Below are 26,716 nucleotides of genomic sequence, written 5' to 3' on the forward strand. Positions count from 1 at the left end.
GAAAATCAACTGGCACGTATGCTTGGCATTTGAACCGCATTCTAAGGACTTCGCATTTGCCAGTGCGGCGCGTCCTTTGTTACTGCTTGTTCCAGACCAGGACGGTCAGGACCAAAACAACCAAACGCGTGTGGTGAGATGGGAGCACGCGGGGCGGGGAAGGTTCTGATGCGTCAGGGCCTTCCCCTGTTTCAGAACAAAGCCAGGATCAGCCCCATGGCGGCGCAGGCCAACGTGGCATAGCCGCCGTCGATCAATGTCAGGCGCACTGGGCGCATTCCATAGAGATTGTTGATCGCGATCCAGGGCGTGATGAAGAACAACCCGATGCCGAGACCGGCCACCAAACCCTCGCCCAGGCCATCGATGCCCGCGCGCGCGAATATGTGCCGCATCATTCCGGCGACGATCAGCTGCATCACGAAACTGACGCCGAAAATGCCCGGCGTCATTCCTCCTTCGGGCTTGCCGTCTGGACCTTTGGGGATTCCCGCGGCACTCATCCATTGGTCACTCAGAACATTGTACCAGACAGCGCCCAAGGAAAATGCAGCGACGGTGGCGACAAGAACACTCAACAGATCCATGTTCGTCTCTCCTGAAACCCCGAAAGTCAGAATGACCGATCAATCCGGATTTGTCTGCCCCAACTCGCAGATCGCACGCCATTCCGATTCCGTCACCGGCTGCACGGAAAGGCGGGAATTCTTGACCAGCACCATCTCGGAAAGCCGAGGATCTGCCTTGATGCTTTCCAGGGTCACGGGCACCGCAAAGGCGCGCACGGCCTTGATGTCCACGCATTCCCAACGGGGATCGTCGGTGGTGCTGTCCGGGTACGCCTCGGCACAGACTTCGACGATCCCGACAATCGCCTTGTCTTTTTGCGAGTGGTAGAAGAACCCGCGATCGCCCACCTGCATGTCGCGCATGAAGTTCCGGGCCTGATAGTTTCGGACGCCGTCCCATTCTTCACCTGCATCGCCTTTGGCGACCTGTTGATCCCAGCTCCAGGTAGAGGGTTCGGATTTGAACAACCAATACGCCATCAGCCGATCACCTTCTTCCAGGGCAGCAATTCCACCGAGGCGAACAGACCCGCCTTGGCATAAGGGTCGTTGTCGGCCCAGACCTGTGCAGCCGCCAGGTCCGGGACATCGAGAATCACCAGAGATCCGATCATCTGATCCCCGTCCAACAGTGGCCCGGCCTGAAAAACGACGCCGGTTTCCGCGATGTAGTCGAGATGCGCCGCTCGGTTGTCCAGCCGCGTCTGCAGCGCGCCGGGCTTGTCGCGGGCGATCAGGGCAATCAGCATGTCATTCCTCCTTGAGGGGTCGGTTGAGCAGGTATTGGATCGCTTCCGCAACGCTATATGTACGATCACACAGATGCGCCACGGCGGTGCTGATCGGCATGTCCAGATCCTGTTCCCGGGCTATCCGGGCCAGGGCTCGCGCGGTGGCGACGCCTTCGACGGTGGTCGCACCGTCAAACGACTCGTGCCGACCCAAGGACAGGCCAAAGCGATAGTTTCGCGACTGGTCAGAGGAACAGGTCAGGACCAGATCGCCAAGGCCCGACAGACCCATCAGTGTCTCGGGCCGGGCACCCTTGTGGGCCGCAAACCGCTGCATCTCGGCAAATCCGCGGGTCATCAGGGCAGCGCGCGCGCTTTCGCCCATGCCCTGACCAATGCAGGCCCCGCACGCGATTGCCATGACGTTCTTGAGCGCACCGCCGAGTTCCGCGCCGGTGGTGTCGGTGGTGCGATAGAGCCGCAGGGTCGCCGTGGTCAACTCCGCCTGCAATCTGCGTCCAAGGTCGGCATCGGTACAGGCCAGCGTCAGGGCCGTGGGCAAGCCACGCGCGATGTCGGCCGCGAAACTCGGACCGGTCAGAAGGGCAGGGCACGCATTCGGCAGGGTTTCCCGTATGACCGAAAGCGGACCCAGACCCGATTCCACCTCGATTCCCTTGCAACAAGCGACCAGCACCCGGTCGCTCAGAGCATCTGCGTTCTCGGTCAGCGCGCCGCGCAGTTTCTGCATCGGAATGGCCAACAAGACAGTGTCGCAGGCGGCAGCCTCGTCCAGAGTTGCGGTGACGGTCAGCGAGGCCGGAAATCGGGCGCCGGGCAGACGCCGGGCGTTTTCCCGGGCATCGCGCATGAGGGCGGCCTGCTCCACGGACCGCGACCACAGGATGACTGGACCGTTTCCGGCCAAGGAAATGGCAAGCGCGGTGCCAAAAGCGCCAGCGCCGAGGACGGCGACGCTCATGCCTTGGCCCCCTTCTGCCCGCCGCCAAGCAGCGCAGGACTGGCGCGGTCCAACGGCCAGCGCGGTCGCGCCGCAAGGTCCAGCCCGTCCCGGGCGCCGCTGCGGAACAACTCGATCCCGGCATAGGCGATCATGGCGGCGTTGTCGGTGCACAAAGCCAGCGGTGGCGCTATGAACCGGGTGCCCTGTTCCGCGCAGACCGTCTCCAACGCGGACCGAATGGCGGAATTGGCGGCGACGCCTCCCGCAACGGCCATCACGGGATGGCGCGGCGACTCGGCGACGTAGCTGTTCAGGGCGCGCCGCGTCTTCTCGGCCAGGGTTTCGACGACTGCGTGTTGAAACCCGGCGCAAAGATCGGCCCGGTCCTGCCTGGTCAGGCCGCCTTTTTCGGCCACGATCCGGTCGCGCAACCGCATCAGTGCGGTCTTGAGACCGGAAAACGAGACGTTGCAGTCGGGGCGGTCCAGCAAGGGGCGCGGAAAACGAAACCGATCGGCGTCGCCGTTGCGGGCCTCTGCCTCGACCGACGGACCACCCGGCTGCGGCAAGCCCAGCAAACGGGCGGTCTTGTCGAACGCTTCGCCCGGGGCATCGTCGATCGTGCCGCCAAGACGGGTGAACCGATCGGGACCGTGGGCGATCAGGTACTGACAGTGCCCTCCAGAAGCCAGAAGCATCAGATATGGATAATCGACACCGTCGGTCAGTCGCGGTGTCAGCGCGTGCCCGGCCAGATGATTGACGCCGATAAGCGGCAGCCCGGAGGCCGCGCTGAGACCTTTGGCACACATGACGCCGGACATGACCCCCCCGATCAATCCCGGCCCGGCCGTCACGGCGATGGCGTCCATGTCCTCCAGCCCGGTACCGGCCTGTTTCAGAGCCTGAATAACGCAGATGTCGAGCTTTTCGGCATGTGCGCGGGCCGCGATTTCCGGTACGACTCCGCCAAATGCACTGTGCAGCTCGGTTTGCCCGTGGACGACCGAGGACAGGATTTCGGCCCGCGCGCCGCCGGATTGGCGCACGACCGCGGCCGCCGTGTCGTCGCAGCTGCTTTCCAGTCCGATGATCGTTACAGTTTGCGCCATCCGCCTGAACCGTTGCATCATGATCGAAGGCCGGGGTATCACCCCGCGCGCATTCAAACAATCCCGCGACGAAAAGCAGTGACCTTGCGCCTATTGATGACCCGCCCTCGCGCCGCCTCGGAAAGGTTCGTGGCGCAATTGCTGCCGGATCTGCCGCGGGATGTGGAGGTGATATACTCTCCGTTGCTCGCGATGAGGCAGGTCGGCGGAAACCTCGATCTGTCGGGGTCAAAGGGTCTGATCTTTTCCTCGGCAAATGGCGTCGCCGCTGCCGCCGGCGCGACACGAAACCGGTCCCTTCCGGCCTATTGCGTCGGTCCGGAGACGACGGAGGCGGCGCGGCGAGCGGGTTGGACCGCGCAGATGGCGGGACAAACAGCCGAAGAACTTGTGGCCACCCTGATCGGGCTGCAGCCGGCCCGGCCGCTGCTGCATCTGAGGGGGGAGCATGGTCGCGGCGAAGTTGCCGCGAAACTTACGCAGGCCGGCGTGACGACGCAGGAGCTTGTGATCTACGGCCAGGATCTGCGCCCATTCAACCAAGACGCACTGGCGGCGATGGATGATGGCCAACCCATTGTCGCACCGCTGTTTTCGCCCCGAACCGCGCGACAATTTGCCGACAACTGGACCGGTCGCGCGCCGCTATGGCTTGCCGCGATCAGCGAGGCGGCAGCAATGCCATTGAAAACGTTGAGTTTTCAGAAACTGGTGATCGCGGATCAACCGGATGGGGACGGAATGCGAATGGCGGTGAAAAAACTCGTGAGCCGGTTGATGCGGGTTGAGGGTGTGCGGGACGCGGACTAACCTACATGGGTCTCTTGTTTAGGACTTTTCTGGAATCAAAGGGGAAGTGGCGGTGGCTGGTGGAAAGAAGACGGATCAAGACCCGGGCACGATCCCCGAACCCGAAACAAGACCCGAAGAGCAGTCCACGCAACCGCAAGACCGCGCGGATGATGACTCTGTTGACGTGACCGAAACACCGCAAGAAACGGCTTCCGAAGCCGAAGCCGAAGCCGAAGCCGAAGCCGAAGCCGAAGCCGAAGCCGAAGCCATGCCAACGCAAGCAGAGGCGCCGGAAACGACGCAGACGGAACCCAAGAAACGAGGCGGTTTCTGGCCGGCCTTGTTGGGCGGCATCATCGCCGCAGGGATTGGCTTTGTCGCAGGACAAAGCGACCTGTTCAATGCCGCAGAAAGCGATCTGGGTCAGTCGGTGGCGGCCCTGGAGGCCAGGATCGCGGAACATGCCAAATCCATCGAAGACCTGACCAGCAAAAGTCAGGCGGACGCGTCGGCCGATGTGTCCGGCCTGTCGGATCAGGTCGCGGATCTATCCGGTAAACTGGAGCCGATTGAGACCGATCTAGATGAGGTAAAGTCGCAGATCGCGGTACTGACAACGGAACTGGAACCGCTTCAGTCACGATTGACCCAGTTGGAGCAGGGTGCCTCGGCAGAGGGCGGCTCGGCAGCCGTTCCCGCGGCGTACCAGGCCGAATTGGACAAGCTGCGCCAGTCGCTTGCCGATCAAAGGGCGGAAATCGAAAAGATGCTGGCCCAGGCCCAGAATCTGGAAGCCAAGGCGGCGGCGAATGCGCAGGCTGCGGCGAACCGCGCGGCGGCCTCCACCCTGCGCAGTCAGCTGGATCTTGGCGCGCCGTTTCTGGCGCAGGTCTCGGACCTGCGTGATGGGGGGGTCGATGTACCCAAGGCGCTGACCGATGCAGCAACGGATGGTGTCGCCACGATGGCCAGCCTGCGCGCCGGATTCCCGTCGGCTGCCCGCACGGCACTGGCCGATGTTCGCGAGGCCGAGAAAGGATCGGGCATTCTCGCCTTCCTGGAACGCCAGACCGGTGCCAGGTCCGTGACCCCGCGCGACGGGTCCGATCCGGACGCAATCCTGTCGCGGGCCGAGGCCGCCTTGGTAGCCGGCGATCTGTCCAAGGCATTGGAAGAAGTCGCCACGTTGCCCGACGCCGCACAAACCGCGATGGCGACATGGGTCGAACAGGCGCGCGCCCGTCAGGAAGCCGTTGCCGCCGCCGATGCGCTTGTCGAAAGCGTGAACTCGAACTGAAGGGCCCGTCATGTTTTGGTCATTGCTGAAGATACTGGTTTTTGTTGCGATCATCGGCCTTCTGGCGCTGGGCGCGGCGTTTCTGATGGAAGCGAGCGGCGGCGTGCAGATCACGGTTGCGGGCACTGAATACACGCTGGGCCCGCTTCAGTCGGTCATCGGGCTGGCGGTGCTGGTCGTTCTGATCTGGCTGTTCTTCAAGCTGCTGAGTCTGCTGGTCGCCACGTTGAAATTCCTCAACGGAGATGAAACGGCGTTGTCGCGCTACTTTGACCGCGGCCGAGAGCGGCGCGGATACCAGGCCCTGTCCGAGGGTCTGATGGCATTGGCCTCGGGTGAGGGGCGCATTGCGATGTCCAAGGCGACCAAGGCCGAAAGGTTGTTGAACAAGCCCGAATTGACCAATCTCCTGGTCGCTCAGGCCGCCGAAATGACCGGCGACACCCGCAAGGCGTCCGAAACCTACAAGAAACTGGTGACGGACCAATCAACCCGGTTCGTCGGCGTTCGCGGGATCATGAAGCAGAAGCTGGCAGAAGGAGATGACGAAACCGCGCGCAAGCTGGCCGAAAAGGCGCTGGAGCTCAAACCCCGGCACGAGGAAACACAGGACGTGCTGCTGAAGCTTCAGACCCAGGCGCAGGATTGGGCCGGGGCGCGGGCGACGCTGACGGCCAAGCTGAAATCCGGAACGCTGCCGCGCGACGTGTACAAGCGGCGCGACGCCGTGTTGGCCTTGTCCGAAGCGAAGAACCTGCTGGACGAAACCGCGACCCTCGAACAGCAGGAACGCGCCATCGAGGCAAACCGGCTTTCTCCCGATCTGGTACCTGCGGCGGCCATGGCCGCGCGCGCGCATATCGCCAAAGGCAAATCGCGCAACGCCACAAAGATCTTGAAGAAGGCGTGGGAGGCGCAGCCGCATCCCGACCTGGCCCATGCCTTTGCCGAGATCGTTCCCGACGAAACGCCCGCCGACCGGATCAAGCGATTCACCGCCCTGACGCGCATTCACCCTCAGCATCCCGAAACCCGCCTCATTCTGGCCGAGCTCAACATCGTTGCCGAGGACTTTCCCGAAGCCCGTCGCGCGCTCGGCGACCTTGTCGAGCAGCAGGGCGATGCGCGTGCCTACACCCTGATGGCGGCCATCGAACGCGGTGAGGGCGCGTCGGATGCGGTGGTTCAGGGTTGGCTCGCCAAGGCGCTGAATGCCCCGCGCGGCCCGCAATGGGTCTGCGAGAATTGTCATGACATCCATGCCGAGTGGAGGCCCGTCTGCCAAAACTGCAACAGCTTTGACACGCTGGCCTGGCAAACGCCGCAGACCCCGGAAATCGCGTCGGCCACAGGTGTTCACATGCTGCCGCTGATCGTCGGCGCGCTGGAGGACAAGGCCGAAGACATCGACCAAGCCGCCGCTGATGTCGAAGAGGTCGATGAAAAGATCGAGGACGAGAACACCGAAGAGGTGATCGAGCCGCCCCGCGTCATCGATGCGGAAGCCGAATTCATGGAAGCAAACGGCAAATCCGGACGCTGACGCGAATTGTTCTCCGCGCTCACGCCGCAGAAGACACTCCCCGCTCGGCGTGCGGCGGGATGCCGTAGAATTTGCGGTAGACCTTGGAGAAATGGCTGGCGCTGTTGAAACCGCAGGCCAGCGCGATCTCGATCAGCTTCATGTCGGTCTGGATCAACAACACGCGCGCCTTTTCGATCCTGATCCGCGTGTAGTGTGATTTGGGCGTGGCGCCCACTGCACGCAGAAACAGCCGTTCCAACTGGCGGGTCGAAATGCCGACCCGGGCCGCGATTTCGGCGGGGCTGACCGGAAGCTCGGTCGTGGCCATCATGATCTGAAGCGCCTTGGCGACTTTCTCGCTGCGGATGCCGGCGCGGCAACTGCTCGAAATCGTCTGTTCCTGCGCACCCGTGCGCGGAGCCGAACAGACCAGGTTGTCTGCAACCCATGTTGCGACCTCCGGCCCGTGGTCGCGCGCGATCAGGTGCAGGAACAGATCGACCGTCGCCAGGCCACCCGCGCAGGAAAACCGGTTTTCGGAGATTTCAAAGATCGAGCGGGCGACGTGGACGCTCGAATGAGTCTCTTTCAGGGATGTATGGTAGGCCCAGTGGGTGGCGATTGTCTCGTCCTGGACCAGTCCCGCCTTGAGCAGGGCGAAGACACCGCTGCTGACGCTTCCCACGGTGAGTCCCTTTCGCGCCTGACGGCGCAGCCACGACAGGACGGGCAGGGTGCTGACATCGGCACAACCGTCACCCCCGAACACGATCAGCGTGTCCCGCCGGTCGAGTTCGATCAGACCGCCGTCCACGCCCATGCGCATCCCGTTGGATGTGCGACAGGGCTGACCATCCTCGCTGAGCAAGAGCCACTCGTATCTTTCGGTGCCGTCCGAACGATTGGCCTCCTTGAGCGCTTCGACCGCGGCCGTGACGTCAAGGGCCGAGCAAGATGCGAGCAGCAGAAGAACGTACCGTTTTGGGGCCGGCAAGGAAACCGGCTGCACCTGTTCGGAAACGAAACTCATTTGCCTGCCCATTGGTATGTCCTCCGTCTTGGGCTATGCACGCATCCGCGCGCCGGCCGGGTCGTGGATCGGCCCTTCCTGAACGACTGCGTCTCGGAACGTACCAAGGATCTCGACCTGCAGCCGGGTGCCCGGTGCCGCGTGTTCCGAGGCGACATAGGCCATCGCCATCGACTTTCCGACGTGATGCGCGTAACCGCCGGACGTGACATAGCCAACGGCCTCTTGGTTCCGCAGCACCGCTTCGTCCTGGGTCACGTCGATCTCGGTGTCGATGACCAGCGTGACCAGTTTTCGGGCCGCGCCGTCATTCCGGAACTTCATGGTCGCTTCCTTGCCGACAAAGTCCTTGTTCCAGTTGATGAAGGCATCCATGCCGGATTCGACCGCGTTGAAGTCAGGGCGGAATTCCAGCCCCCACGCGCCCCAACCCTTTTCCAGCCGCAAGGACATCAGCGCGCGGTTGCCGTACCAGCGATAACCCAGATCCGCGCCGGCTTCCTCGATCGCCTCGGAAAGGCGGATCAGGTATTGCGGCCGGCAGTAGATTTCGAACCCCAGCTCACCGGAGAAACTGATCCGGTTCAGGATCACCGGCACGCCACCGACATGGGTCTGTCGGGTGTCGCGGAACCTGAACGCTTCGGCGCTCACATCGTCGCGGGTAATGCGCGCGAGCAGGTCGCGCGACTTCGGGCCGGACAGGGCGATTCCGTGCCAGTCCTGAGTCTGGTTCTCATGGGTTACGCCCTCGGGCAGGGTGCGGGCAAAGAACCGGCTGTGGGCATCCTGCATCGAGCCCGACCCGAACAGCATGAAGTGATCCTCGTCCAGACAAGCCACGGTCAGATCGCCGTACAAGCGGCCGTTCTTCGTAAGCATCGGCGTCAGCGTGATGCGTCCGGGTTTTGGAATGTAACCCGCCATCGTCCGATCTAGCCAGTCCCGGGCGCCAGGCCCCTTGATCTCGTGCTTGGCGAAATTGGCGATCTCGATGCCGCCAACCGCCTCGCGCACGGCGTCGCATTCGCGGGCCACGTAACCGAAGGACCGGTTGCGCTCGAAAGTCGGGGCCTCATGCGCGTCTTCGGGACCGTCAGCAAACCACAGCACATGCTCCAACCCGAACGCCTGACCCATGACCGCGCCCTTTGCGATCATCCGGTCGTAGAGCGCCGTGGTCTGCTGGCGGCGGCCTTTCGGCAGCGTTTCATTCGGGAAGGTCATCACGAAGCGGCGCTCGTAGTTCTCGCAGCTCTTGACCGTACCCCAGTCGGGCGAGGCCCAGTCTCCGAACCGGGCCACATCCATGGCCCAGACATCGATCGACGGCTCGCCGTCGATCATCCATTCGGCCAATGTCAGGCCCACGCCGCCGCCCTGGCAGAAGCCCGCCATGACGCCCACCGCGCACCAGTAGTTCCTCATTCCCGGCACGGGACCGATCATGGGGTTGCCGTCGGGACCGAACGTGAAAGGCCCGTTGATCGCATCCTTAATTCCGGCGCTGGCCAGCGCCGGGATGCGCTCGAACCCAAGCTCGAGGCGGTCGGCAATGTGATCCAGATTGGGCGGAAGCAGCTCGTGTCCGAAATCCCAGGGCGTACCCGAAACCTTCCATGGGACGCCGACCGGTTCATACGTGCCCAACAACATGCCGTCGCGCTCCTGACGGAAATAGATGTTGGCCTCATAATCGATGCCGCAGGGAAGGCGGCGGCCTGCATTGGCGATTTCGTCGATTCGCTCGGTGATCAGATAGTGGTGCTCCATCGGCTGCACCGGCAGATTCAAGCCCGCCATGTGGCCCACCTCGCGTGCCCACAGCCCGCCGCAGTTCACGACATGCTCGGCATTGATCACGCCGCGGGCGGTCGTCACGTCCCAGGTTCCGTCCGGTCTTTGGGTGGTCGCCGTGACCGGTGTATGGGTGAAGTATTGCGCGCCGTAATGCCGGGCGGCCTTGGCAAAGGCATATGTCGTCCCCGACGGATCCAGATCGCCGTCCTGATCGTCCCACAGCGCGGCATAGTAGTGTTTCGGGTCGATCAGGGGGTGACGCTCGGCCAGTTCCGTGGGGCTGATCCATTCCTGATGCAGACCCATGTAGCGCGCCTTGGACCGCTCCCGCTTGAGATAGTCATGCCACGTCTTGTTCGAGGCCAGATAGAACCCGCCGGTCATGTGCAGGCCAACGGATTGGCCCGAAAGCTCCTCGATCTCCTTGTAGAGCGAAATGGTGTAGCTTTGCAGGCGGCTGATGTTCGGGTCTGAGCTGATCGTGTGTATCTGGCCGGCGGCATGCCAGCTGGATCCGCTGGTCAGTTCGTTGCGCTCCAGCAGAACCGCATCCTTCCAGCCGAACTTGGCCAGGTGAAACAGGATCGAGCAGCCAACAACGCCGCCGCCGATCACCACGACCCGTGCATGGGACGGGAGCGGCTTGCCGCGTGCCGAGTCGTCGGCCTGTATGTTCAACGCATTCCCGGCAGTCGTGTCGGACATGGGTGTTTCCTCTGCATCTGTGGTGTTGGCGGCGTCTCAGTACCAGGCGTCCGGTATCTCTTCCTTGCGGCGGGCCACATAGGCCGTCAGTTCTTCCTTCGTGGCTTCGTCGATGGGCGGCGGTTCGTACTGATTCAGCATGTCGTTCCAGCGTTCAAAGGCGCGCTGGCGCATGTCCTTTGATCCGGCCTCCTCCCAGCTTTCGACATTCTCGCTGTCGCTGAGTTTCGGCTCGTAGAATGCGGTTTGATAGTTGCGCATCGTATGGGCGCTGCCGAGGAAATGACCGCCCGGTTCGACCTCGCCATAGGCATCGCGGGCGAAGGCTTCGTCGCCGGTATCCAATCCCTGACCCAGGATTTTCTGATAGGAGCCCAGCCGATCCGCATCCATGACCAGTTTTTCGAAACCCGTGCACAGTCCCCCTTCGAGCCATCCCGCCGAATGCAGAACGAAGTTTGCGCCGGCAAGCATCGTCGAATGCATGGAATCGGCGGATTCATAGGCGGCCTGCGCGTCTTCGATCTTGGATGCCGTCAGCGATCCGCCGCAGCGCAGAGGCAGCCGCGATCGTCGCGCCAGCTGCCCGATCGCATAGTTCGACATCACCGGTTCGGGCATGCCGAACGTGGGGGCGCCGGACTTCAGGGACATCGAGGACAGGAAATTGCCCAGGACGAACGGCGCGCCCGGCCGCACGATCTGGGCAAAGGCGCAGCACATCATCGCTTCGGCCATGGCCTGCGCGACGGAGGCTGCGGTCGAAACCGGCCCCATCGCCCCGCTCAAGATGAACGGCACCACGATGATGCCTTGCCCCCGGCCACAATAGACCCGGATCGCTTCGGTCACGACCTTGTCCACAAGCAGAGGCGAGTTGGTATTGACGTTGCCAAGGATGACGCAGTTTTCGTCCATCACGCCCCGCCCGTGCAGGATCTCGGCCATTTCCACGCTGTCCTGCGCGCGGCTCATCTCGGTGATCGCACCGAGATGCGGCTTGTCGCTCAGGATCATGTGCGCCAACACCATGTCCAGATGCCGCTTTGACACCGGGATGTCCGTCGGCTCGGCAATCACCAACCCGGTGTGGTGCAGGTTCGGGTGCAGATAGGCGAGTTTCACAAGGCTCTGGAAATCCGCGAAGGTGGCATAGCGCCGTCCGCCCTGCAGATCTCGGACGAAGGGTGCGCCATAGATCGGGGCGAAGACTTGATTGTCGCCGCCGATCACGACCGACCGCGCGGGATTTCGCGCCAGCTGGGTGAACTGGGACGGCGCCTTGGCGCACATCTCGCGCACCCATTTCGCATCCGCCTTGATCAGGTCGCCATGCGGACCTGCCGGAGTGATCCCGGCCTTGCGCCAAAGATCCAGCGCAACGGGATCATCCCGGAACGCGATGCCCACGTTTTCCAGGATCCAGTCGACCTGCGCCTCGATCCGTTCCAGCGACTCGTCGTCCAATGGATCGAAATAGGGCAGCGTACGCCGGATATACGGAGAGGCAGGGCTTATACCTGACTCGCTGCGGCGTGTTCGGTTGGCACGGGCGCGTCGGGCCATTCTGGATGCTCCGATTCCTCAGGGTTTTGCGACAATACTCCGTGGCTCAAGCCGTTTGACCCAGGGAAAAACCAATCTTTTCCATAGATGCAGGCTATGCCATGGCGGCGCATCCAGGCGTTTAGACCGCGATTCCAGGACATAGGAGAACGCGGCGGCCCCGCCGGAACGGGTCCAGCCGACGGCTGGCTGGGACGATGGCGCCGGTCTTGAAATCTGCTTGCCAATCCCCGCCGCCGATACTAGAGAGCATGGCGTCGCCGCAGTAGCTCAGCTGGTAGAGCACGTCATTCGTAATTAGCGGGTCCCCGCGAGAATGACTTGCAAAACCAAAGAGTTCGCGGCACACGAGGAGAACTAGTAGGGCCATAGTAGGGTCCAGGAAGCCGCTGTAGCTCAGCTGGTAGAGCACGTCATTCGTAATGATGGGGTCGGGGGTTCGAGTCCCTTCAGCGGCACCAATCTTCTCTTAGAAAACAATAGTTTAACCTACCACAACAGTCCGCCAGATTAAATCCGAGTGCTGGTCGTACTACCGGCCGACATCGGCCGCCGCTTGCCTTACCCAAGACGAAAAGTTGGAACCGCCAGCGTGTGTTCTGTAGCAGTAGAGCCTAGCGTACCGAGATAGTCTAATCACGTTTGCATCGTGCGGCGTGACCCAAGTCGAGGGGAGCGTGACCGACTTGCGGTAATCATCGTACCGGATCCAAGTCCCGTTCTTGTATTCTGCCAGACGGATGCTGTCGCCAGCGTTGTAGACCGCCATGTAGTCTAATGGGTTCGGCCCTGCGTTTGAGGAATAACCCTGCTGGTTCCCCATTTGATGTATCTGAACAGCCAACAGGCCATTTCCTTTAGCCACAGAGCGCGCAACTTCATAGCGAACCCAGCGGCGCTCAAATGTGTTCGACCCCACCAGCACGCAGGTAACAGAAGTATTCTTGATTCCCTCTCGAATAAGGTTCTTCAGAGAGTGTCTGGCCCGGTCCGTTTTGAACTCTCCCAAATACTCGCGTCGTAGAAGCCCTCAGCCTCGCGCGAATATTCGTGGTTGTAGCGCCATGACTGGCGAACTTGGTTCACACGCCAAATATCGTTCTGGTAATGAAATGAGAAGAACACGCGCCGCTTTGTGGTCGGGATCTGCAGTGACGAAAACAAGCTGTTCATTCATATGCCCTTGAAGATGAGTACCGCCACAGCACCAAGTGAGAGCAAGATCGCAACGTAAAACCAGCTCACTGACCAAGACACGGCGAGACGCAAGGTTGACGCAGTGTCGCTCATAAAGGGTGTGGCATTGAGACTGTAGGCCTCAACCTCTTCGCCGCGACGGACATGGTCGTAGAGGTTGCGATATGCTCGCTCCATACGGAGGTATTGCGCGTCCATCAGCCAAAAAATCAGCATTGGGACAATCGCGGCTACGGCATAGTAGGGGGAAGGCTGCCCCCCCGTCGCCATTACCGCCACAGCGGCGCTTCCAAAGGTCGCCGCAAGCGCCTTTAGTGTGAAGGAGTTTGCCCCCATACGGGTGATTACGCCTTGCAGCATTGTTAGATGCGCAATTCGAATGCTCTCGTCCTGCGGCTGATCCGTTGCCAAGGTAAGCCCCTATTTTGTGTGCGCGACTCGGTAAGTACGCAAGATATACCACACACTTAGCTTGGAACGAAATAGGAACTCTTTACTCGGTTCTTGAGTAGCCTATGAGCCTGCAGGCAACGATTATTTCGAGGCTGTTCCATATTGGCCCGTAGCGCCTACACGTAAATTGCGCCAAGAGAAGGTCCGCAGAGGCTCGGAGCAGCCCATAGAGCCATGCCCAAAGTGCAGGCGGCACAACCCTGCACCCATGGTCCTGCTTGCGCCTTGGAGCGCCGGAGCGGGTCGCAAATGGCAAACAGTTTTTTGTAACTTGTAACCGTAACTTAGTTCGGAAGGGTTCAGAAAAAACCAGCGGGGCACCGTAGCGCCCCGCTGGGTAGTGTAGGCCGGTTTGGGCCTTATGTTACGTTACATGGTGCGCAACGTGGCCTAAAATGGCGGCTCGCTGTCGGGACGGGAATCGACGCGGTAGATTACTACAACACCACCCTCGACCCGTCGGGCGATGTGTTCCACCTTCCGCTCCTCGGTGCTGCCGCGCGCAAATCCCTTGCGCTGGGCTTTCTCGCGCCGCCCGAGGTCATGCAGCCGATGAGTGCCGTAGTCCCACCCAAGGCTCGCCATGACTGCCTTGATCCGCCGCGTGTCCATCGGCGACATGCGCGCCGTTTCGATACCGAGCAGGAGCTTCACGCTGTCCATGGAAACGCGGCCCTTGGTCTCGGCAAACGCGTCCTCCAAGACATCTGCATAGGCATCCTCGACCATCCGCTTGCCCTGCACCTCGGCGGCTGCGGCCCAAAGGTGCGGCGACATCGTGATCGTCTCGCTTGCCGCCTCCCGCACGGCCGCCTCTGCCCAGAGTTGGTCGACATCGGCACTGAACCGGGCAAGATCGATGCGTCTGACTATGACAGGCCAGATGCGCCGGTTGCCCGTCAGGTCGCGCAGATACGTCCCCTCGTTGGTGGTACCGAGGATGATGCAATGACGTCGGTATCCATCTGCATCGCGACCATAGGACCGCCGATATATGTCGATGGGCGTACTAAGGAACCGCTTGAGTTTCTGACTAGTGGACTTGTTCAAGCCGTCCAGTTCCTGGCACTCCACGACCCATGCCCGCGCCAGCATTTCGGCTTTGGTCTTGTCGTCGCTATTAAGGTCAAGGCTGCCACAGAACCATTCATCGCGCACCGCAAGCCGCTGTGCCACTTGCGACTTGCCAGCACCCTGCGGCCCCTCCAGCACGAGCATCGTGTCGAACTTCACGCCGGGTTGCTTGATGCGACGCACGCCTGCAATCAGGACCTTGCTGCCGAATTCACGGTTCAACTCCGTATCATCGGCACCGCAGTAGTCAGTCAGCCATGTGTCGATGCGCGGCGTGCCGTCCCACGTAAGCCCGTCGAGATAGTCGTGCACCGGGTGGTACTTTTGTTCATGGGCAACAGCCAAAAGCTCCCGCTTTATCGCCGCCGGAGAGGCCGCAAAATCCAACTCGCGCCGGAAAGTACTGGAAAGAATCTCGACGATGTCGTTGAGATCGCGCCCATCCAACCCGTAGCCACGGAATTCGTCGGACTGCGTAAAGGTGTTGCGCTGGGCATCCACACCCAACACCGCCAACGCGAAACGAATATTCTGCGGAGCATCCTTGACAGGACGGCCATCGTCGTCACGGATCGGCCAGCCATGCGAACGCACTTCGATCGCTGCCATGGCGCGCGTAATCTGGCGGCGCGCATAGGCAAGCGGGTTAGGGTTCTCCAGCACATGGGCGCTAATCCCTACATCCGGCGACATGATGATCGACAACACATGCCCCGGCTGCATTCCACGGAACAGCATCCAGATTGTGCCAGCATAAACCAGCTCCGAACGCGTGGCATAGGTTTTGCCGGGCGGGTTCTGGCCGGTCATGATCGCTTCAACCCATTCCGGGTCCGACGGAAAGACCTCGTGGAGATGATCGGGCAGCGGCAGCGGCTCGATCTCGGCCACAGGTTCAGCCAAGGTCGAAGGCTCACCATTCGACTTTGCGACCTCCTTGGGCAGCTTAACCCGGAAGTCATCTATCGAGTAAGTCCGGGGCGGTTTGTTCAGCTCCATCGGCTCGAAGTGCCACGCCAAGGCAGGTTCGCGACCGGAGGCGCGCTTCTTGTCGTTCAGCCAGTTCATCGTCCACGGCACGCGCAGCAACCGGTCGGCATTATGCGTTCCGGGTCCGCCCTGCAGAACAAACAACAAGGCTTTGTTAAGCTCTTCGGCCTTCTCGATTTCCAGCGGCTCGTCTAACTTCCAGACGGCGTGGCAACCGCCTCCCGTTTCCCAAATGGCGGTAGGCATCGGGATTCCCTTAGGTCGAACTTTCTCGTTGGCGAGAATGGCTATGACGTGGTCGGCCTGTTCGTCCGGCGTTCCGGGATAGTCCTTATAGTCCAGATCAACATGCAGAAAGCGCGCCGCCGAAAGGTTCGCTTTCTTGCGTGGGCCGTCCAAGAACTCAGCATTCGGCAGAAAGTACATGTTGCGCTGGGATGCATCGGAGTTACCCGATGCAACAAACGAAACAGCATCCTCGAACTCGTCAGGACCAAACGCCTTTGCGTTCGGCGCTACGTTGCGTGCGTTCGCCATGGATTCCAGATGCAGATTAGCGCCAGAGTTCAACCAGCGGATAAACTCGATGGCGCGGGTCGGGTTGGGTTTCAGATTCTTAGTCATCTGCCATCCCCTGCACGCGAAGAGATGCCAACCACTGATCGACAGATTTCGGCTCGTAGTAGACGCGTCCGCCGATCTTGAGATAGTCGGGTTTCTTATTCTGGCAGCGGCGCTTCTCGAAGAAGGATTTGCTCATGCCAGTATAGGTGGCGACCTGGTCGGTCGTCATAAGGCTCAGTTTATTGGATTCAGCCATCGTAGTCTCCTAGCTGAAACACACTCACTGCTGAGGCAGCGAGATGTTTTAGTGGATGACTACGGCGCGGGTTACTGTTCCTTTAAGGGACCACCGAACATTACAATCCCACCGTCCTACTACCGGCCTCTCACCGGCCCAGCGTTTGTCGTTACGCGCTTGGGGCACTCCTCTCGTAGGCACAACTAAAATACAAAACCAAACTGTTTCTTCAACGTCAAACTGCCCGCCGTGCAAGCATATCCAAAACAATCAAAGTCTGCCTTTCAGGTGCGCGCGCGAGTAAACAAGTCGAAGATCAGGGGCTATAGACTCTGATTGCGTGGGCAACCTCCTGGCTACCCAAAGGCAACCCACCCATCACCATGCCCCACCGTTCACCGGGCCGAGTCACGCTATTTTCAGACGCGCGGCTCTTTCAGTTCAAGGATACGTTTCGCCACCAGCTCCACCGGTTCGCGCAACCGTTCTGCATTCACTACGATATAACCGCCGGTCACGTCGCCGTTGGTTCGGTGGTTCAGCAAGCGCTTGAGCGCGTAGTAGGGCACGTCGAGGCTTTCCGCGATGGTGATGAAGGTGCGCCGCAGGTCGTGCAGAGTGAAGCTAACCCCAGACCCAGCAGACACACGCAACAAGAACTTCTTGGTTTCCACCAGATGGCCGGATTTGCCCGGTCCCGGAAACACCCAAGGCGAGCCGTTGCTGCGTGCCCAGCGCTCGCTCAGCAGGTCAGCCAGAAAACCGGACAACGGGAGATTCAGCGCGTCCCCATTCTTCGTCGTCGGCAGGTGCAGAACCTTGTTTTTCAGGTCCACATTCTCCCAGCGGAGTTTCGTCAGTTCACCCCGCCGCATCCCAGTGAAAAGAGCGGTCAAGAGGAAGTCGCGCGAATATTCCGGCTCCGCCATAACGGCCTCCCACCATGCGGGCAGGTCCAAGGCGGTAATCACTGTCTGCCGCCGCCGCTCCTTATACCACGCGCGGGCCTGGGTCAGAATTTGCACGGGGTTCGGCGGGAAGTCGTCTTGTGTGGCGGCGACGAAATTGTAGATCGACCGGAAATGGCGCATCACGTTATTAGCCGTAGTCTCCCCGTGCTTCTGGCCAATGTCTTGGTGTTTCTTTAGCACCATTTGGCGGGTGATCTCGTTCAACGGCTTCTTGCGCCACGACTTGAGATACAAGCGTTCGGTACGCTGATAGTGGCCGACGGTATGCTCGGACAGGCGGCGAACCTCCAGGAAACGTTGCAGAGCCAGTTCAAGCGTCACCTGCTCGGCAGCCTCTTGGCGCTTTTCTGCATTGGGGTCGTGCCCATCTGCCATGTCACCCAAGATCGTAAGAGCCTTTTTGCGGGCAACCTCGGGCGCAAAAACATCGGCGCGGCCAATGGTTACGCGCCGCGTGCGGCGGTTCACCTGCCCTTCGGCAAAGAACACCTTGGATTGCGCGCCAACGCGTAGCCCGAAGCCGGAGAGGATCGTGTCGCGGTACAGGACCTGCCCGTTCTGGGCGAAGGGGATTTCATCAATTGCACGGCGGGTAAGACGTAAACTAGGCATCGTGACCTCCTTTTGGCCACGCGTCAGTATAAGCATGGGTCGAGGAAAAGCTCGACTTTTCATCCTGTTATGAAACAATAAGCGAAACCGTCTGGAAGAATGACAGTCTAGGCAAGCGCCTACGGCGGCGAACGCACGACGTAAGCAGGCAAACATCTGTGGAACCATAGCCCTCTAGTCGCTACGAATAGCGCTAGCGGGTGCCGGTTGCACCTCGCCAACGACAGAAACGAGTTTTGGGGCCAATAACCGCGATGCAGTTGCAAGAACTACTGGATTCTTATCGGAAATCGGCACGCAGTGAGCGTGAGAAAGGTGACTATTTCGAGCGTCTAGTTCGCGTCTTTTTGGAAAATGACGATATTCAAAAGCAATTTTACTCCAAGGTCGTCCCATTTTCGGTATGGGCCAAAGAGAACGGATGGAGCAGCACAGATATTGGAATTGACCTAGTCGCAACCCTCGCAGATGGATCGGGCTATGCGGCCATTCAGTGCAAGTTCTACGCTCCGAACTACAGGATCCAAAAGCCTGACTTAGACACATTCATTTCTGCGGCGTCTAACGATGCTTTCACGCGCCTCATTATTGCCGATACGACACGTAAAGAATTTGGCCGGAACGCAAACGAAACGCTAGATAAGCTATCGAAGGACTGGAACCGCATCGGGATTAGCGAACTCGAAGCTAGCCGGATTGACTGGTCGCAGTTCATAAGAACGGGCACGATCAGTCTCGCACCCAAGAAACAGCTAAGGGATCACCAGCGCGAAGCATTGAAAGCTGTTGTCGATGGCCTGGAAAGCGCGGATCGCGGCAAGCTAATCATGGCTTGTGGCACGGGCAAAACCTTCACGGGCTTGCGCATTGCCGAAGAAATAGCGGGTAAGGGAAAACGGGTACTTTTCATGGTGCCGTCGCTTGCTCTCATGTCCCAGACAGTTCGGGAATGGAAGAACGACTGCCAAGAAGACTTCACAGCCTACTCTGCGTGTTCGGATACAAAAGTTGGACGAAATGCGGATGCAGATAGTCTCGACTTGAATGTGCATGACCTGGCATTTCCCGCGACCACCGACCCAGAGAAGATCGCACGGCAGGTCAACCTTTCCAGCCCGGACAAGATGACCGTCGTGTTTTCGACATACCATTCGATTGACGTCCTTACGCGTGCCCAAAAGGACTACGGATTGCCGGAGTTCGATTTGGTCGTCTGCGACGAAGCACACCGAACGACCGGCGTTACGCTCAAGGATGAGGACGATAGCGCCTTTGTCCGTATCCATAGCAACGACTACGTAGCCGCCAAAAAGCGGCTCTACATGACGGCGACGCCCCGTATCTTTGGGGACGCTGCAAAGCGTAAAGCAGACGATCACGACGCCGAACTGGCCTCCATGGACGACGAGGCGAAGTTTGGAAAAGACCTGTTCCACCGGGGCTTTGGCTGGGCTGTCGAGAATGACCTTCTGACCGACTACAAAGTGGTGGTTTTGGCCGTGGACGAAGGGCTGATTTCGACAACGATTCAGAACCGGCTCAAGGAAGGTGCCGAGCTTACATTGGACGATGCGACCAAGATTATTGGCTGCTACAAGGCGCTGACCAAGTCCGACATGACTGCCGACCTTGAATTTGACCCGCACCCAATGAAGCGGGCGCTGGCCTTCTGCCAGAGCATCGCGAAATCAAAGATCATCGAGGACGAGTTTGCCAAGGTCGTAGATGAATACACCGGCAACGAACTGATCGAAGACGAGCGGCATCTGGCAACCGAGGTTCGCCACGTAGACGGCAGTTACAACGCCAGCGCCCGTGAGGAACTTCTGAACTGGCTCAAGGCGGACTCGGACGACAACACGTGCCGCATCCTGACCAACGCGAAGGTGCTGTCCGAGGGTGTGGACGTACCCGCCCTCGACGCCATCATGTTCATGCACCCACGCAAGAGCCAGATCGACGTGGTGCAATCCGTTGGCCGGGTGATGCGACGGGCCGAAGGCAAAAAGCTGGGCTACGTGATCCTGCCGGTTGCGATCCCGCCCGACACCAAGCCCGAGGAAGCACTTAATGACAACGAGCGGTACAAAGTCGTCTGGCAAATCCTGAATGCGCTACGCGCCCATGACGAGCGCCTAGACGCGCGCATCAACCAAGCAAAGCTGGGCGAGGATATCAGCGACAAGGTGGAACTGGTCCGCATTTCTTCGGAAACAGAGCTCAAGGAACTGACCGCAGTTGTGGACGACTTCGCCACCACCAAGACCAAGGCGGAAAAGACCGGTGCTGGCATTGGGCAAGACGGCCCAGAGGCTAGGCCAGACGGTGGCGAGGTTGTGCAAGGGGAGTTCGTATTTGACGAATTCACGCGCGCCATCATGGCCAAGATTGTCGAAAAGTGTGGTACCCGCGAATACTGGGATACATGGGCGAAAGACATTGCCAAGATAGCCCAAACCCACATCACACGCATCAAGACCATCGTGGCCAAGCCGGGGCCGGAACGGGATGCTTTCCTCGCCTTCGTCGAAGAACTGCATGACGACCTGAACCCCGAAATCAGCGAGGCCGAGGCAATCGAGATGCTGGCCCAGCACCTCATCACCAAACCGGTCTTCGATGCGCTGTTCAAGGGCAGCAAGTTCACCAAGGAAAACCCGGTGTCCCGGGCGATGGAAATCGTGCTTGGGCAGCTACACGAGCACAATCTGGCCAAGGAATCCGAAAGCCTTGCCAAGTTCTATGCCAGCGTGGAACGCCGGGCCGAGGGAGTGATTACGGCGCAAGGTCGCCAGACTCTGATTACAGAACTGTATGACCGGTTCTTCCGCAACGCCTTCCCGGTACTGACCCAGCGACTTGGCATCGTCTACACCCCGGTCGAGGTGGTGGATTTTATAATCCATTCGGTCAATGACGTGTTGAAAGCCCAGTTCGGGCAAACGCTCGGCTCCAAGGGCGTTCACATCCTTGATCCCTTTACGGGCACAGGCACCTTCATCACGCGGCTTCTGCAATCTGGTCTGATTGCGCCCGAGGAGTTGGAGCACAAGTACAAGCAGGAGATTCACGCCAACGAGATCGTGCTGTTGGCCTATTACATCGCCGCGATCAATATCGAGACCGTGTATCACGAGTTGGTTCAGGGCGAGTTGCGTGAGGATGCGCCCTACCACCCGTTCACCGGAATCCTGCTGACCGACACGTTCCAAATGTACGAGCAGGAACGCGACATGATCGCCAACCTTCTGCCTGACAACTCGGAGCGCCGGACTAAGCAAAAGGCGCTGGATATCCGCGTGATCATCGGGAATCCGCCCTATTCAGCGGGGCAGACCAGTGCAAACGACAACGCGGCGAACATCGAGTATGTTCGGCTCGATGAACGCATCAGGTCGAGCTATGTCGAAGAGTCAAAGAATACGAATAAAAGAGCACTCTACGACAGCTATATCCGAGCCTTCCGATGGGCCTCCGACCGCATAGGCGACGCTGGCGTGATGGCGTTTGTAACCAACGCAGGCTGGATTGACGGGAACTCAGCTGATGGAATGCGCAAGTGTCTGGCCGAGGAGTTCAGCGATCTGTACATCTTCCATTTACGGGGCAATCAACGCACTTCAGGCGAGCTTTCCCGCAAGGAAGGCGGCAAGATTTTTGGCTCAGGCAGTCGAGCTCCCATTGCGATTTCTGTCCTCGTCAAGAACCCAGACGCCACCGAACACGGGCACATCCATTTCCACGATATCGGCGACTATCTGGATCAGAAGCAAAAATTGGCTATCATTCGCGACTTTGGCTCGGTTGAGGGTATTTCGAAAGCCAAAAGCTGGAAGACCATTACACCGGACGAAAACAACGACTGGCTGGATCAGGTAGATCGCAGCTTTGACAATTTCATATTATCTTCGGAGAAAGGTGCAACGGAGCCGACTGTATTCTCAATGCACACGCGCGGTGTGCAAACGACCCGAGATGCGTGGTGCTTCAATTCATCGAAGAGCGAGCTCTGGGAAACTATCGACCGCGCATCCGAAGCCTACAACAAGTATGCAAAGGACAACGACGCAAGTGGCTCAGACTCGCGCGAGTTTAGCTGGTGCCAAAAGACTCGGAAAGCCGCCGAAAACGGAAAGCATTATGAGCCAGACCCAGAGCGCATTTTCCTTTCTGACTTCAGGCCGTTTACCAAATCTTGGCTGTATACGGATGGTTTTCTGAACTGGAGCGCGTATAGGACCGCCCAGCTTTTTCCGTCCCCAGACACCAAGAATCTAGCTATCGGGGTGCCCAGTAGGGGCTTCCGCGGCGACTTCTCGGTGATCATGTGTTCGCTGATGCCAGGGCTGTATTTCGCAAGCATGGACTGTAGTGAGTTCTTCCCTCTGAATATCTATCTCGAAGGAGAAGACTGTAACGATCTTTTCAGCGCTACTCCTTCCGATGCTAATGGGCTTCAACGGGTAGATGGTATAACCGATGACGGTCTTGCGCATTTCCAAGCTGCCTATCCAGGCGAGCCAATCAGCAAGGAAGATCTATTCTATTACATCTACGGCCTGTTGCACTCGCCCGACTACCGCGAACGCTTCAAGAACAACCTAGTCAAGCAACTTCCCCGCATTCCGGCGGTCAAAGCCTTCGCCGACTTCGCCGCCTTCCGAGACGCGGGGCGCGCGCTGGGTGACCTGCATGTGAACTTCGAGAGCGTCGAACCGTACATGGTTACGTTCAAGGAAGGCACTCATGACCTCATCCCCGAGGCTCAGGCCGACCCAGTCAAGTTCTACCGGGTTAAGAAGATGAAGTTTGGCGGCAAGGGCAAGGAAAAGGACAAGACCACCGTCCTCTACAACGACAACATCACCATGCAGAACATCCCGCTAGAGGCATACGACTACGTGGTGAATGGGAAGCCTGCCTTGGAGTGGGTTATGGAACGGCAGGTGGTCAAAACCGACAAGGCCAGCGGCATCGTGAACGATGCCAACGACTACGCCAACGAAACCATCGGTGACCCGAAATACCCGCTGGAATTGTTCCAGAGGGTCATCACCGTTTCGCTGGAAACCATGCGGATCGTTCGGAGCCTGCCCAAACTCGATATTGATGAGGGGCAAGCATGACGCGCGCAAAGAGGACAGCCCAATGAGTCGCCACGAAGCCTTTTCCTTCCATGGCGTGCCTAACATCGGTCGGTCCCAGTGGCACGCGGAGGCGGACGATGGCACGCACGTCTTTTCTGTCTGGAAAGACAACATGACCGGCGATTACGCCGAAGCCCACATACACAACCATTCGGTAAACGCCTTCGAGATCGGCACCGAAGTGCGCGTTGTCGTGCAACGCGGTGTGGAAGATGCGGAGAAGCAAAGCATGATCACCCAGAAGGCGGAGCCGAACCTTAGCCGCTGGATTATCGAAGGTCAGGAGACCCGTGCCATCGACCACCCAAGGCGCAAAGTTCTCCATGTCTTGAAGCTACGGCGTATAGAACGTCGTAGGGGCTAAAGCCAAGCGTTCTGCTTCTCCAAATGAATCCCCCTTGGTCCAGAGAGGCCTCCAAGGGAGAGCGCCTACCCGGCCCGCGCCTGCCGCCGCCGTGCTTGGGGCGGGGTGGTGGGCTTTGCCCAGCGGGAGCAGGGCTAGGCACCCTAACGAACGCGGTTGCGCGCAATTAGTAGGGCAAAACCAAATCTGTAGGGGATTAGTAGGGCAGAGGGGTACAATAGGCGACGAACGGGTGCGGGACTGTGGAAGGCGGCGAGTTAGAAATTGCGTTTCTTAACAACGTATTGTACGGTCCTATGAGGTGTGGCGCGGCCTCGTGCAACACGGTCCAAAGAAACCGCCAAACAATTCGTAATGATGGGGTCGGGGGTTCGAGTCCCTTCTGCGGCACCATGGCCAGCCGGTTCGTTTCGGGATCTCGTTCCAGACAGGAAGCTATCGGGCTTCGCATCTCGGAACGACGGAATTCGGGAGTCTCGGCCGTTGTCGCAGCAGCAGGTCGTCAACTCCGATTCAGAACGAAAACCGCAGGTTGAATGAGCCAACCACCTGATCTTCCCACTGGCTCGTGAACTCCTTGCTCAGGTAGGTCGCGCCGTAGAAGATCGAGAAGTGTTCCTGCTGCCAGTTCAGCCCGACTCGCGCGCGGGTTCGGTGGTTCTCGGCCACGACGCCCCGGTTGGACGGGATGAAGTTGCTGTCCCAGACATACGCGGCATCCGCACCGACAACCAGACTGAACCCGTGCGGCCCGAATTTCACGGTTCGGTAGCGTTGCCCGGTGACCTTGTCGCGCACCAGCAGTTCCTTCTGACCCATGCGGCCGAATACCAGGTCGAAGCCCAGGCGCGCGAGAGTTTCGTCGCCGGCCCGGAACTCCGTGAAAGGACGGAACCCGATTGCGGGCGCGGGTTGAAACGATCTGCCGATTTCGATGACCGCGGTGGGGTAGAAATTGTTGGGAATCTGGTCGTCGAGTTCCTCATCCGATGGGGGCTCGGACCCTATGACCCTGTGAAACCACTGTTGCAGCTGGCCAACGCCGGTCTGCTCGCCGGTCGCCACCAGCTCTGCGCCCACGGAGTACTCCAGGCCGCGGCGCTGGAAATGGCTATGTGCGCCAATCCCCAGAACCCCTGCGTAGGGACGGTCATTGGCGCTTGGTGCGATCAGGTCCGCGGGCGAGATCATCTGTATCGTGCCGCGCCATTCGATCAGGTCGCCGAATCCCTGCGGCAAGCTCCCCTGCCATGTATATCCCGTGACAAAGGAGAGGGTCAGGGAAGAGGTCTGCCAGCGGTCGTAACCGTCTCCGATAAGGTCGTCGTCAAAGATCCAACCCACGCCCAAAAGGGTTCTTCCCTTTGCGTCCTGTGCCCGTTTCGGATCAGCAGCGACCGGTTCCGGCGCGGCGAAGGCGAGGCAAACAGCCATCGCAAGGAGGCTCCGGCATGCATCGGTCCAAAACGACGGGATCAAAACAGCACTTGAAATCGGTTTCATTCCTCTCCTGGCCTTTGCTGGTCGTTGGATCGTTTACCTGTTTCTAGTGGCCAAATGGGCCAATGTCCCGGAACGCGTTGAGTCGATTGCGTTTTCCGAGGCGCCTGTTGCAGGTTCGCTTGATGCTTTCGGGTATCGACCGATGTACGATCGCTCTGCACGGGCGGTGTTCGAGCGATCCGGCGCGCCACTTGCCCTGGGAGAGACCAAACCGGCCCCGCGAGTCGGCGCGTTGGTGGTCGGTTCCGGCATTGCAACGCCGGCGGGAGTGCGCGGAGAACCATTGAAAAAGGCCATAACTCGTTGAAAACAGGCAGATACCAAAGAAATTTCGCGACACCGCGATTTTTTTGAAAAAGGGGGTTGCAGGCCCCAGCCGGAGTACGTAAATAGCCCTTCACCGACGCGATGGAAGTTGGGTTGGGAGTGGCTTTTATGGCTGCGGGACGCGCTGGAGAGACGGCGGGCATCTTGAGTTTGGGTTGGGCGGGTGCGCTGAGGATTTGGCGTATCGGTCTGGTTTTTGGGCTTGGGGTGTTTTTTTGCTCTTTGACATTGCTGGATGACTGAAGAGATATGCGGGCGGTTTGGTTCGTTTCGACGGATTGAATGTCTGTATGTCGCGCTGGTAGGGTTTCGGCCCGATGATCCAGTGTCAGCTTCACTGTTTGGGTGGCTTTCGGTTTCTTAGGAGACCTGAAGCACAACAAACAGATGACTTTCGGTGCGTTCCTTGGCCTAGCCGGGTTGGGGGAAGCTTGTTCGCGCTCAAGTGGCCGAACAGGCGGTAGCGCACTGAAGATGTGCAGAGGTTCGAACGTCAAGGACAGGTCGGCAACGGCCTTTCAACTTGAGAGTTTGATCCTGGCTCAGAACGAACGCTGGCGGCAGGCCTAACACATGCAAGTCGAGCGCGCCCTTCGGGGCGAGCGGCGGACGGGTTAGTAACGCGTGGGAACGTGCCCTTTGGTACGGAATAGCCTCTGGAAACGGAGAGTAATACCGTATGCGCCCTTCGGGGGAAAGATTTATCGCCAAAGGATCGGCCCGCGTTGGATTAGGTAGTTGGTGGGGTAATGGCCTACCAAGCCTACGATCCATAGCTGGTTTTAGAGGATGATCAGCAACACTGGGACTGAGACACGGCCCAGACTCCTACGGGAGGCAGCAGTGGGGAATCTTGGACAATGGGGGCAACCCTGATCCAGCCATGCCGCGTGAGTGAAGAAGGCCCTAGGGTCGTAAAGCTCTTTCGCCTGTGAAGATAATGACGGTAGCAGGTAAAGAAACCCCGGCTAACTCCGTGCCAGCAGCCGCGGTAATACGGAGGGGGTTAGCGTTGTTCGGAATTACTGGGCGTAAAGCGCGCGTAGGCGGACTGGAAAGTTGGGGGTGAAATCCCGGGGCTCAACCCCGGAACTGCCTCCAAAACTCCCAGTCTTGAGTTCGAGAGAGGTGAGTGGAATTCCGAGTGTAGAGGTGAAATTCGTAGATATTCGGAGGAACACCAGT

The 26,716-nt window shown here is 59.5% G+C and carries 18 protein-coding genes, 1 tRNA gene, 1 rRNA gene and 1 pseudogene; 7 read left to right on the forward strand and 14 right to left on the reverse strand.

Translation table 11 applies throughout. The features are described 5' to 3' along the window. Window positions 1-191: 191 nt before the first annotated feature. Genes AC2FNJ_RS14785 through tsaD form a run of 5 tightly spaced genes read right to left on the reverse strand, consistent with a single transcriptional unit; the run spans window position 192 to window position 3,376 of the window. Window positions 192-587: a DUF1761 domain-containing protein gene (locus AC2FNJ_RS14785; protein WP_496765289.1), complete on the reverse strand. Its 396-nt coding sequence runs from the start codon at window positions 585-587 to the stop codon at window positions 192-194. Window positions 588-626: 39 nt separating this feature from the next. After that, window positions 627-1,049, reverse strand: coding sequence for an EVE domain-containing protein (locus AC2FNJ_RS14790; protein WP_496765291.1), 423 nt, complete (start codon window positions 1,047-1,049; stop codon window positions 627-629). Further along, complete coding sequence (locus AC2FNJ_RS14795) at window positions 1,049-1,318, reverse strand: YciI family protein (RefSeq protein WP_496765293.1); 270 nt, start codon at window positions 1,316-1,318, stop codon at window positions 1,049-1,051. The genes AC2FNJ_RS14790 and AC2FNJ_RS14795 overlap by 1 nt, the downstream gene beginning before the upstream one ends. Before the next feature lies 1 nt (window position 1,319). Next, window positions 1,320-2,282, reverse strand: coding sequence for an NAD(P)H-dependent glycerol-3-phosphate dehydrogenase (locus AC2FNJ_RS14800; protein ID WP_496765295.1), 963 nt, complete (start codon window positions 2,280-2,282; stop codon window positions 1,320-1,322). Then, window positions 2,279-3,376 carry a tRNA (adenosine(37)-N6)-threonylcarbamoyltransferase complex transferase subunit TsaD gene (gene tsaD / locus AC2FNJ_RS14805; protein ID WP_496765297.1) on the reverse strand — a complete coding sequence of 366 codons (1,098 nt, stop codon included), beginning with the start codon at window positions 3,374-3,376 and terminating at the stop codon, window positions 2,279-2,281. The genes AC2FNJ_RS14800 and tsaD overlap by 4 nt, the downstream gene beginning before the upstream one ends. A 129-nt stretch (window positions 3,377-3,505) precedes the next feature. On the opposite strand from tsaD, the gene AC2FNJ_RS14810 reads away from it, so the two are divergent. From AC2FNJ_RS14810 to AC2FNJ_RS14820, 3 genes are all read left to right on the forward strand, one after another. Next, on the forward strand, window positions 3,506-4,186 hold the full coding sequence (locus tag AC2FNJ_RS14810) for a uroporphyrinogen-III synthase (protein ID WP_496765322.1): 681 nt from the start codon (window positions 3,506-3,508) through the stop codon (window positions 4,184-4,186). Window positions 4,187-4,352: 166 nt separating this feature from the next. Next, window positions 4,353-5,465 carry a COG4223 family protein gene (locus tag AC2FNJ_RS14815; RefSeq protein WP_496765299.1) on the forward strand — a complete coding sequence of 371 codons (1,113 nt, stop codon included), beginning with the start codon at window positions 4,353-4,355 and terminating at the stop codon, window positions 5,463-5,465. 10 nt (window positions 5,466-5,475) lie between these two features. Then, window positions 5,476-7,008 (forward strand): heme biosynthesis protein HemY, encoded by a 1,533-nt coding sequence (locus AC2FNJ_RS14820; protein WP_496765301.1) that lies wholly within the window; start codon window positions 5,476-5,478, stop codon window positions 7,006-7,008. 19 nt (window positions 7,009-7,027) lie between these two features. Here AC2FNJ_RS14820 and AC2FNJ_RS14825 read toward each other — a convergent pair whose 3' ends face one another. From AC2FNJ_RS14825 to AC2FNJ_RS14835, 3 genes are read right to left on the reverse strand one after another with little or no spacing between them, the layout of a single operon-like run. After that, the gene (locus tag AC2FNJ_RS14825) at window positions 7,028-8,032 is read right to left on the reverse strand and encodes a GlxA family transcriptional regulator (RefSeq protein WP_496765303.1); all 1,005 of its coding nucleotides are present in this window, start codon (window positions 8,030-8,032) and stop codon (window positions 7,028-7,030) included. 21 nt (window positions 8,033-8,053) lie between these two features. Then, window positions 8,054-10,525: a GcvT family protein gene (locus AC2FNJ_RS14830; protein WP_496765305.1), complete on the reverse strand. Its 2,472-nt coding sequence runs from the start codon at window positions 10,523-10,525 to the stop codon at window positions 8,054-8,056. 36 nt (window positions 10,526-10,561) lie between these two features. Continuing rightward, window positions 10,562-12,091 carry a trimethylamine methyltransferase family protein gene (locus AC2FNJ_RS14835; RefSeq protein ID WP_496765307.1) on the reverse strand — a complete coding sequence of 510 codons (1,530 nt, stop codon included), beginning with the start codon at window positions 12,089-12,091 and terminating at the stop codon, window positions 10,562-10,564. Between the two features lie 385 nt (window positions 12,092-12,476). Here AC2FNJ_RS14835 and AC2FNJ_RS14840 point away from each other — a divergent pair. After that, window positions 12,477-12,552 (forward strand) — tRNA-Thr (locus AC2FNJ_RS14840). Between the two features lie 71 nt (window positions 12,553-12,623). On the opposite strand, the pseudogene AC2FNJ_RS14845 reads toward AC2FNJ_RS14840, so the two are convergent. From AC2FNJ_RS14845 to AC2FNJ_RS14865, 5 genes and pseudogenes are all read right to left on the reverse strand, one after another. After that, window positions 12,624-13,264 (reverse strand): annotated as a pseudogene (locus tag AC2FNJ_RS14845) (TIR domain-containing protein). Further along, window positions 13,265-13,699: a hypothetical protein gene (locus AC2FNJ_RS14850; RefSeq protein WP_496765309.1), complete on the reverse strand. Its 435-nt coding sequence runs from the start codon at window positions 13,697-13,699 to the stop codon at window positions 13,265-13,267. A gap of 432 nt (window positions 13,700-14,131) precedes the next feature. Further along, window positions 14,132-16,429: a virulence-associated E family protein gene (locus AC2FNJ_RS14855; protein WP_496765311.1), complete on the reverse strand. Its 2,298-nt coding sequence runs from the start codon at window positions 16,427-16,429 to the stop codon at window positions 14,132-14,134. Continuing rightward, on the reverse strand, window positions 16,422-16,625 hold the full coding sequence (locus AC2FNJ_RS14860) for a helix-turn-helix transcriptional regulator (protein WP_496765313.1): 204 nt from the start codon (window positions 16,623-16,625) through the stop codon (window positions 16,422-16,424). The genes AC2FNJ_RS14855 and AC2FNJ_RS14860 overlap by 8 nt, the downstream gene beginning before the upstream one ends. Window positions 16,626-17,026: 401 nt before the next feature. Next, window positions 17,027-18,190: a tyrosine-type recombinase/integrase gene (locus AC2FNJ_RS14865; RefSeq protein WP_496765315.1), complete on the reverse strand. Its 1,164-nt coding sequence runs from the start codon at window positions 18,188-18,190 to the stop codon at window positions 17,027-17,029. A 254-nt stretch (window positions 18,191-18,444) separates the two neighbouring features. Here AC2FNJ_RS14865 and AC2FNJ_RS14870 point away from each other — a divergent pair, with 254 nt between their 5' ends. Both AC2FNJ_RS14870 and AC2FNJ_RS14875 read left to right on the forward strand, forming a co-directional pair. Continuing rightward, on the forward strand, window positions 18,445-23,316 hold the full coding sequence (locus AC2FNJ_RS14870; protein ID WP_496765317.1) for a DEAD/DEAH box helicase: 4,872 nt from the start codon (window positions 18,445-18,447) through the stop codon (window positions 23,314-23,316). Window positions 23,317-23,338: 22 nt separating this feature from the next. Next, window positions 23,339-23,701: a hypothetical protein gene (locus AC2FNJ_RS14875; protein WP_496765319.1), complete on the forward strand. Its 363-nt coding sequence runs from the start codon at window positions 23,339-23,341 to the stop codon at window positions 23,699-23,701. 513 nt (window positions 23,702-24,214) lie between these two features. Here the strand turns inward: AC2FNJ_RS14875 and AC2FNJ_RS14880 are convergent. Further along, window positions 24,215-25,135, reverse strand: a complete 921-nt coding sequence (locus AC2FNJ_RS14880) for a lipid A-modifier LpxR family protein (protein WP_496765321.1) — start codon at window positions 25,133-25,135, stop codon at window positions 24,215-24,217. A gap of 915 nt (window positions 25,136-26,050) precedes the next feature. Here AC2FNJ_RS14880 and AC2FNJ_RS14885 point away from each other — a divergent pair. Next, a 16S ribosomal RNA gene (locus AC2FNJ_RS14885) occupies window positions 26,051-26,716 on the forward strand; the annotation flags it as partial.

Source organism: Ruegeria sp. BHSB196, assembly GCF_059613135.1.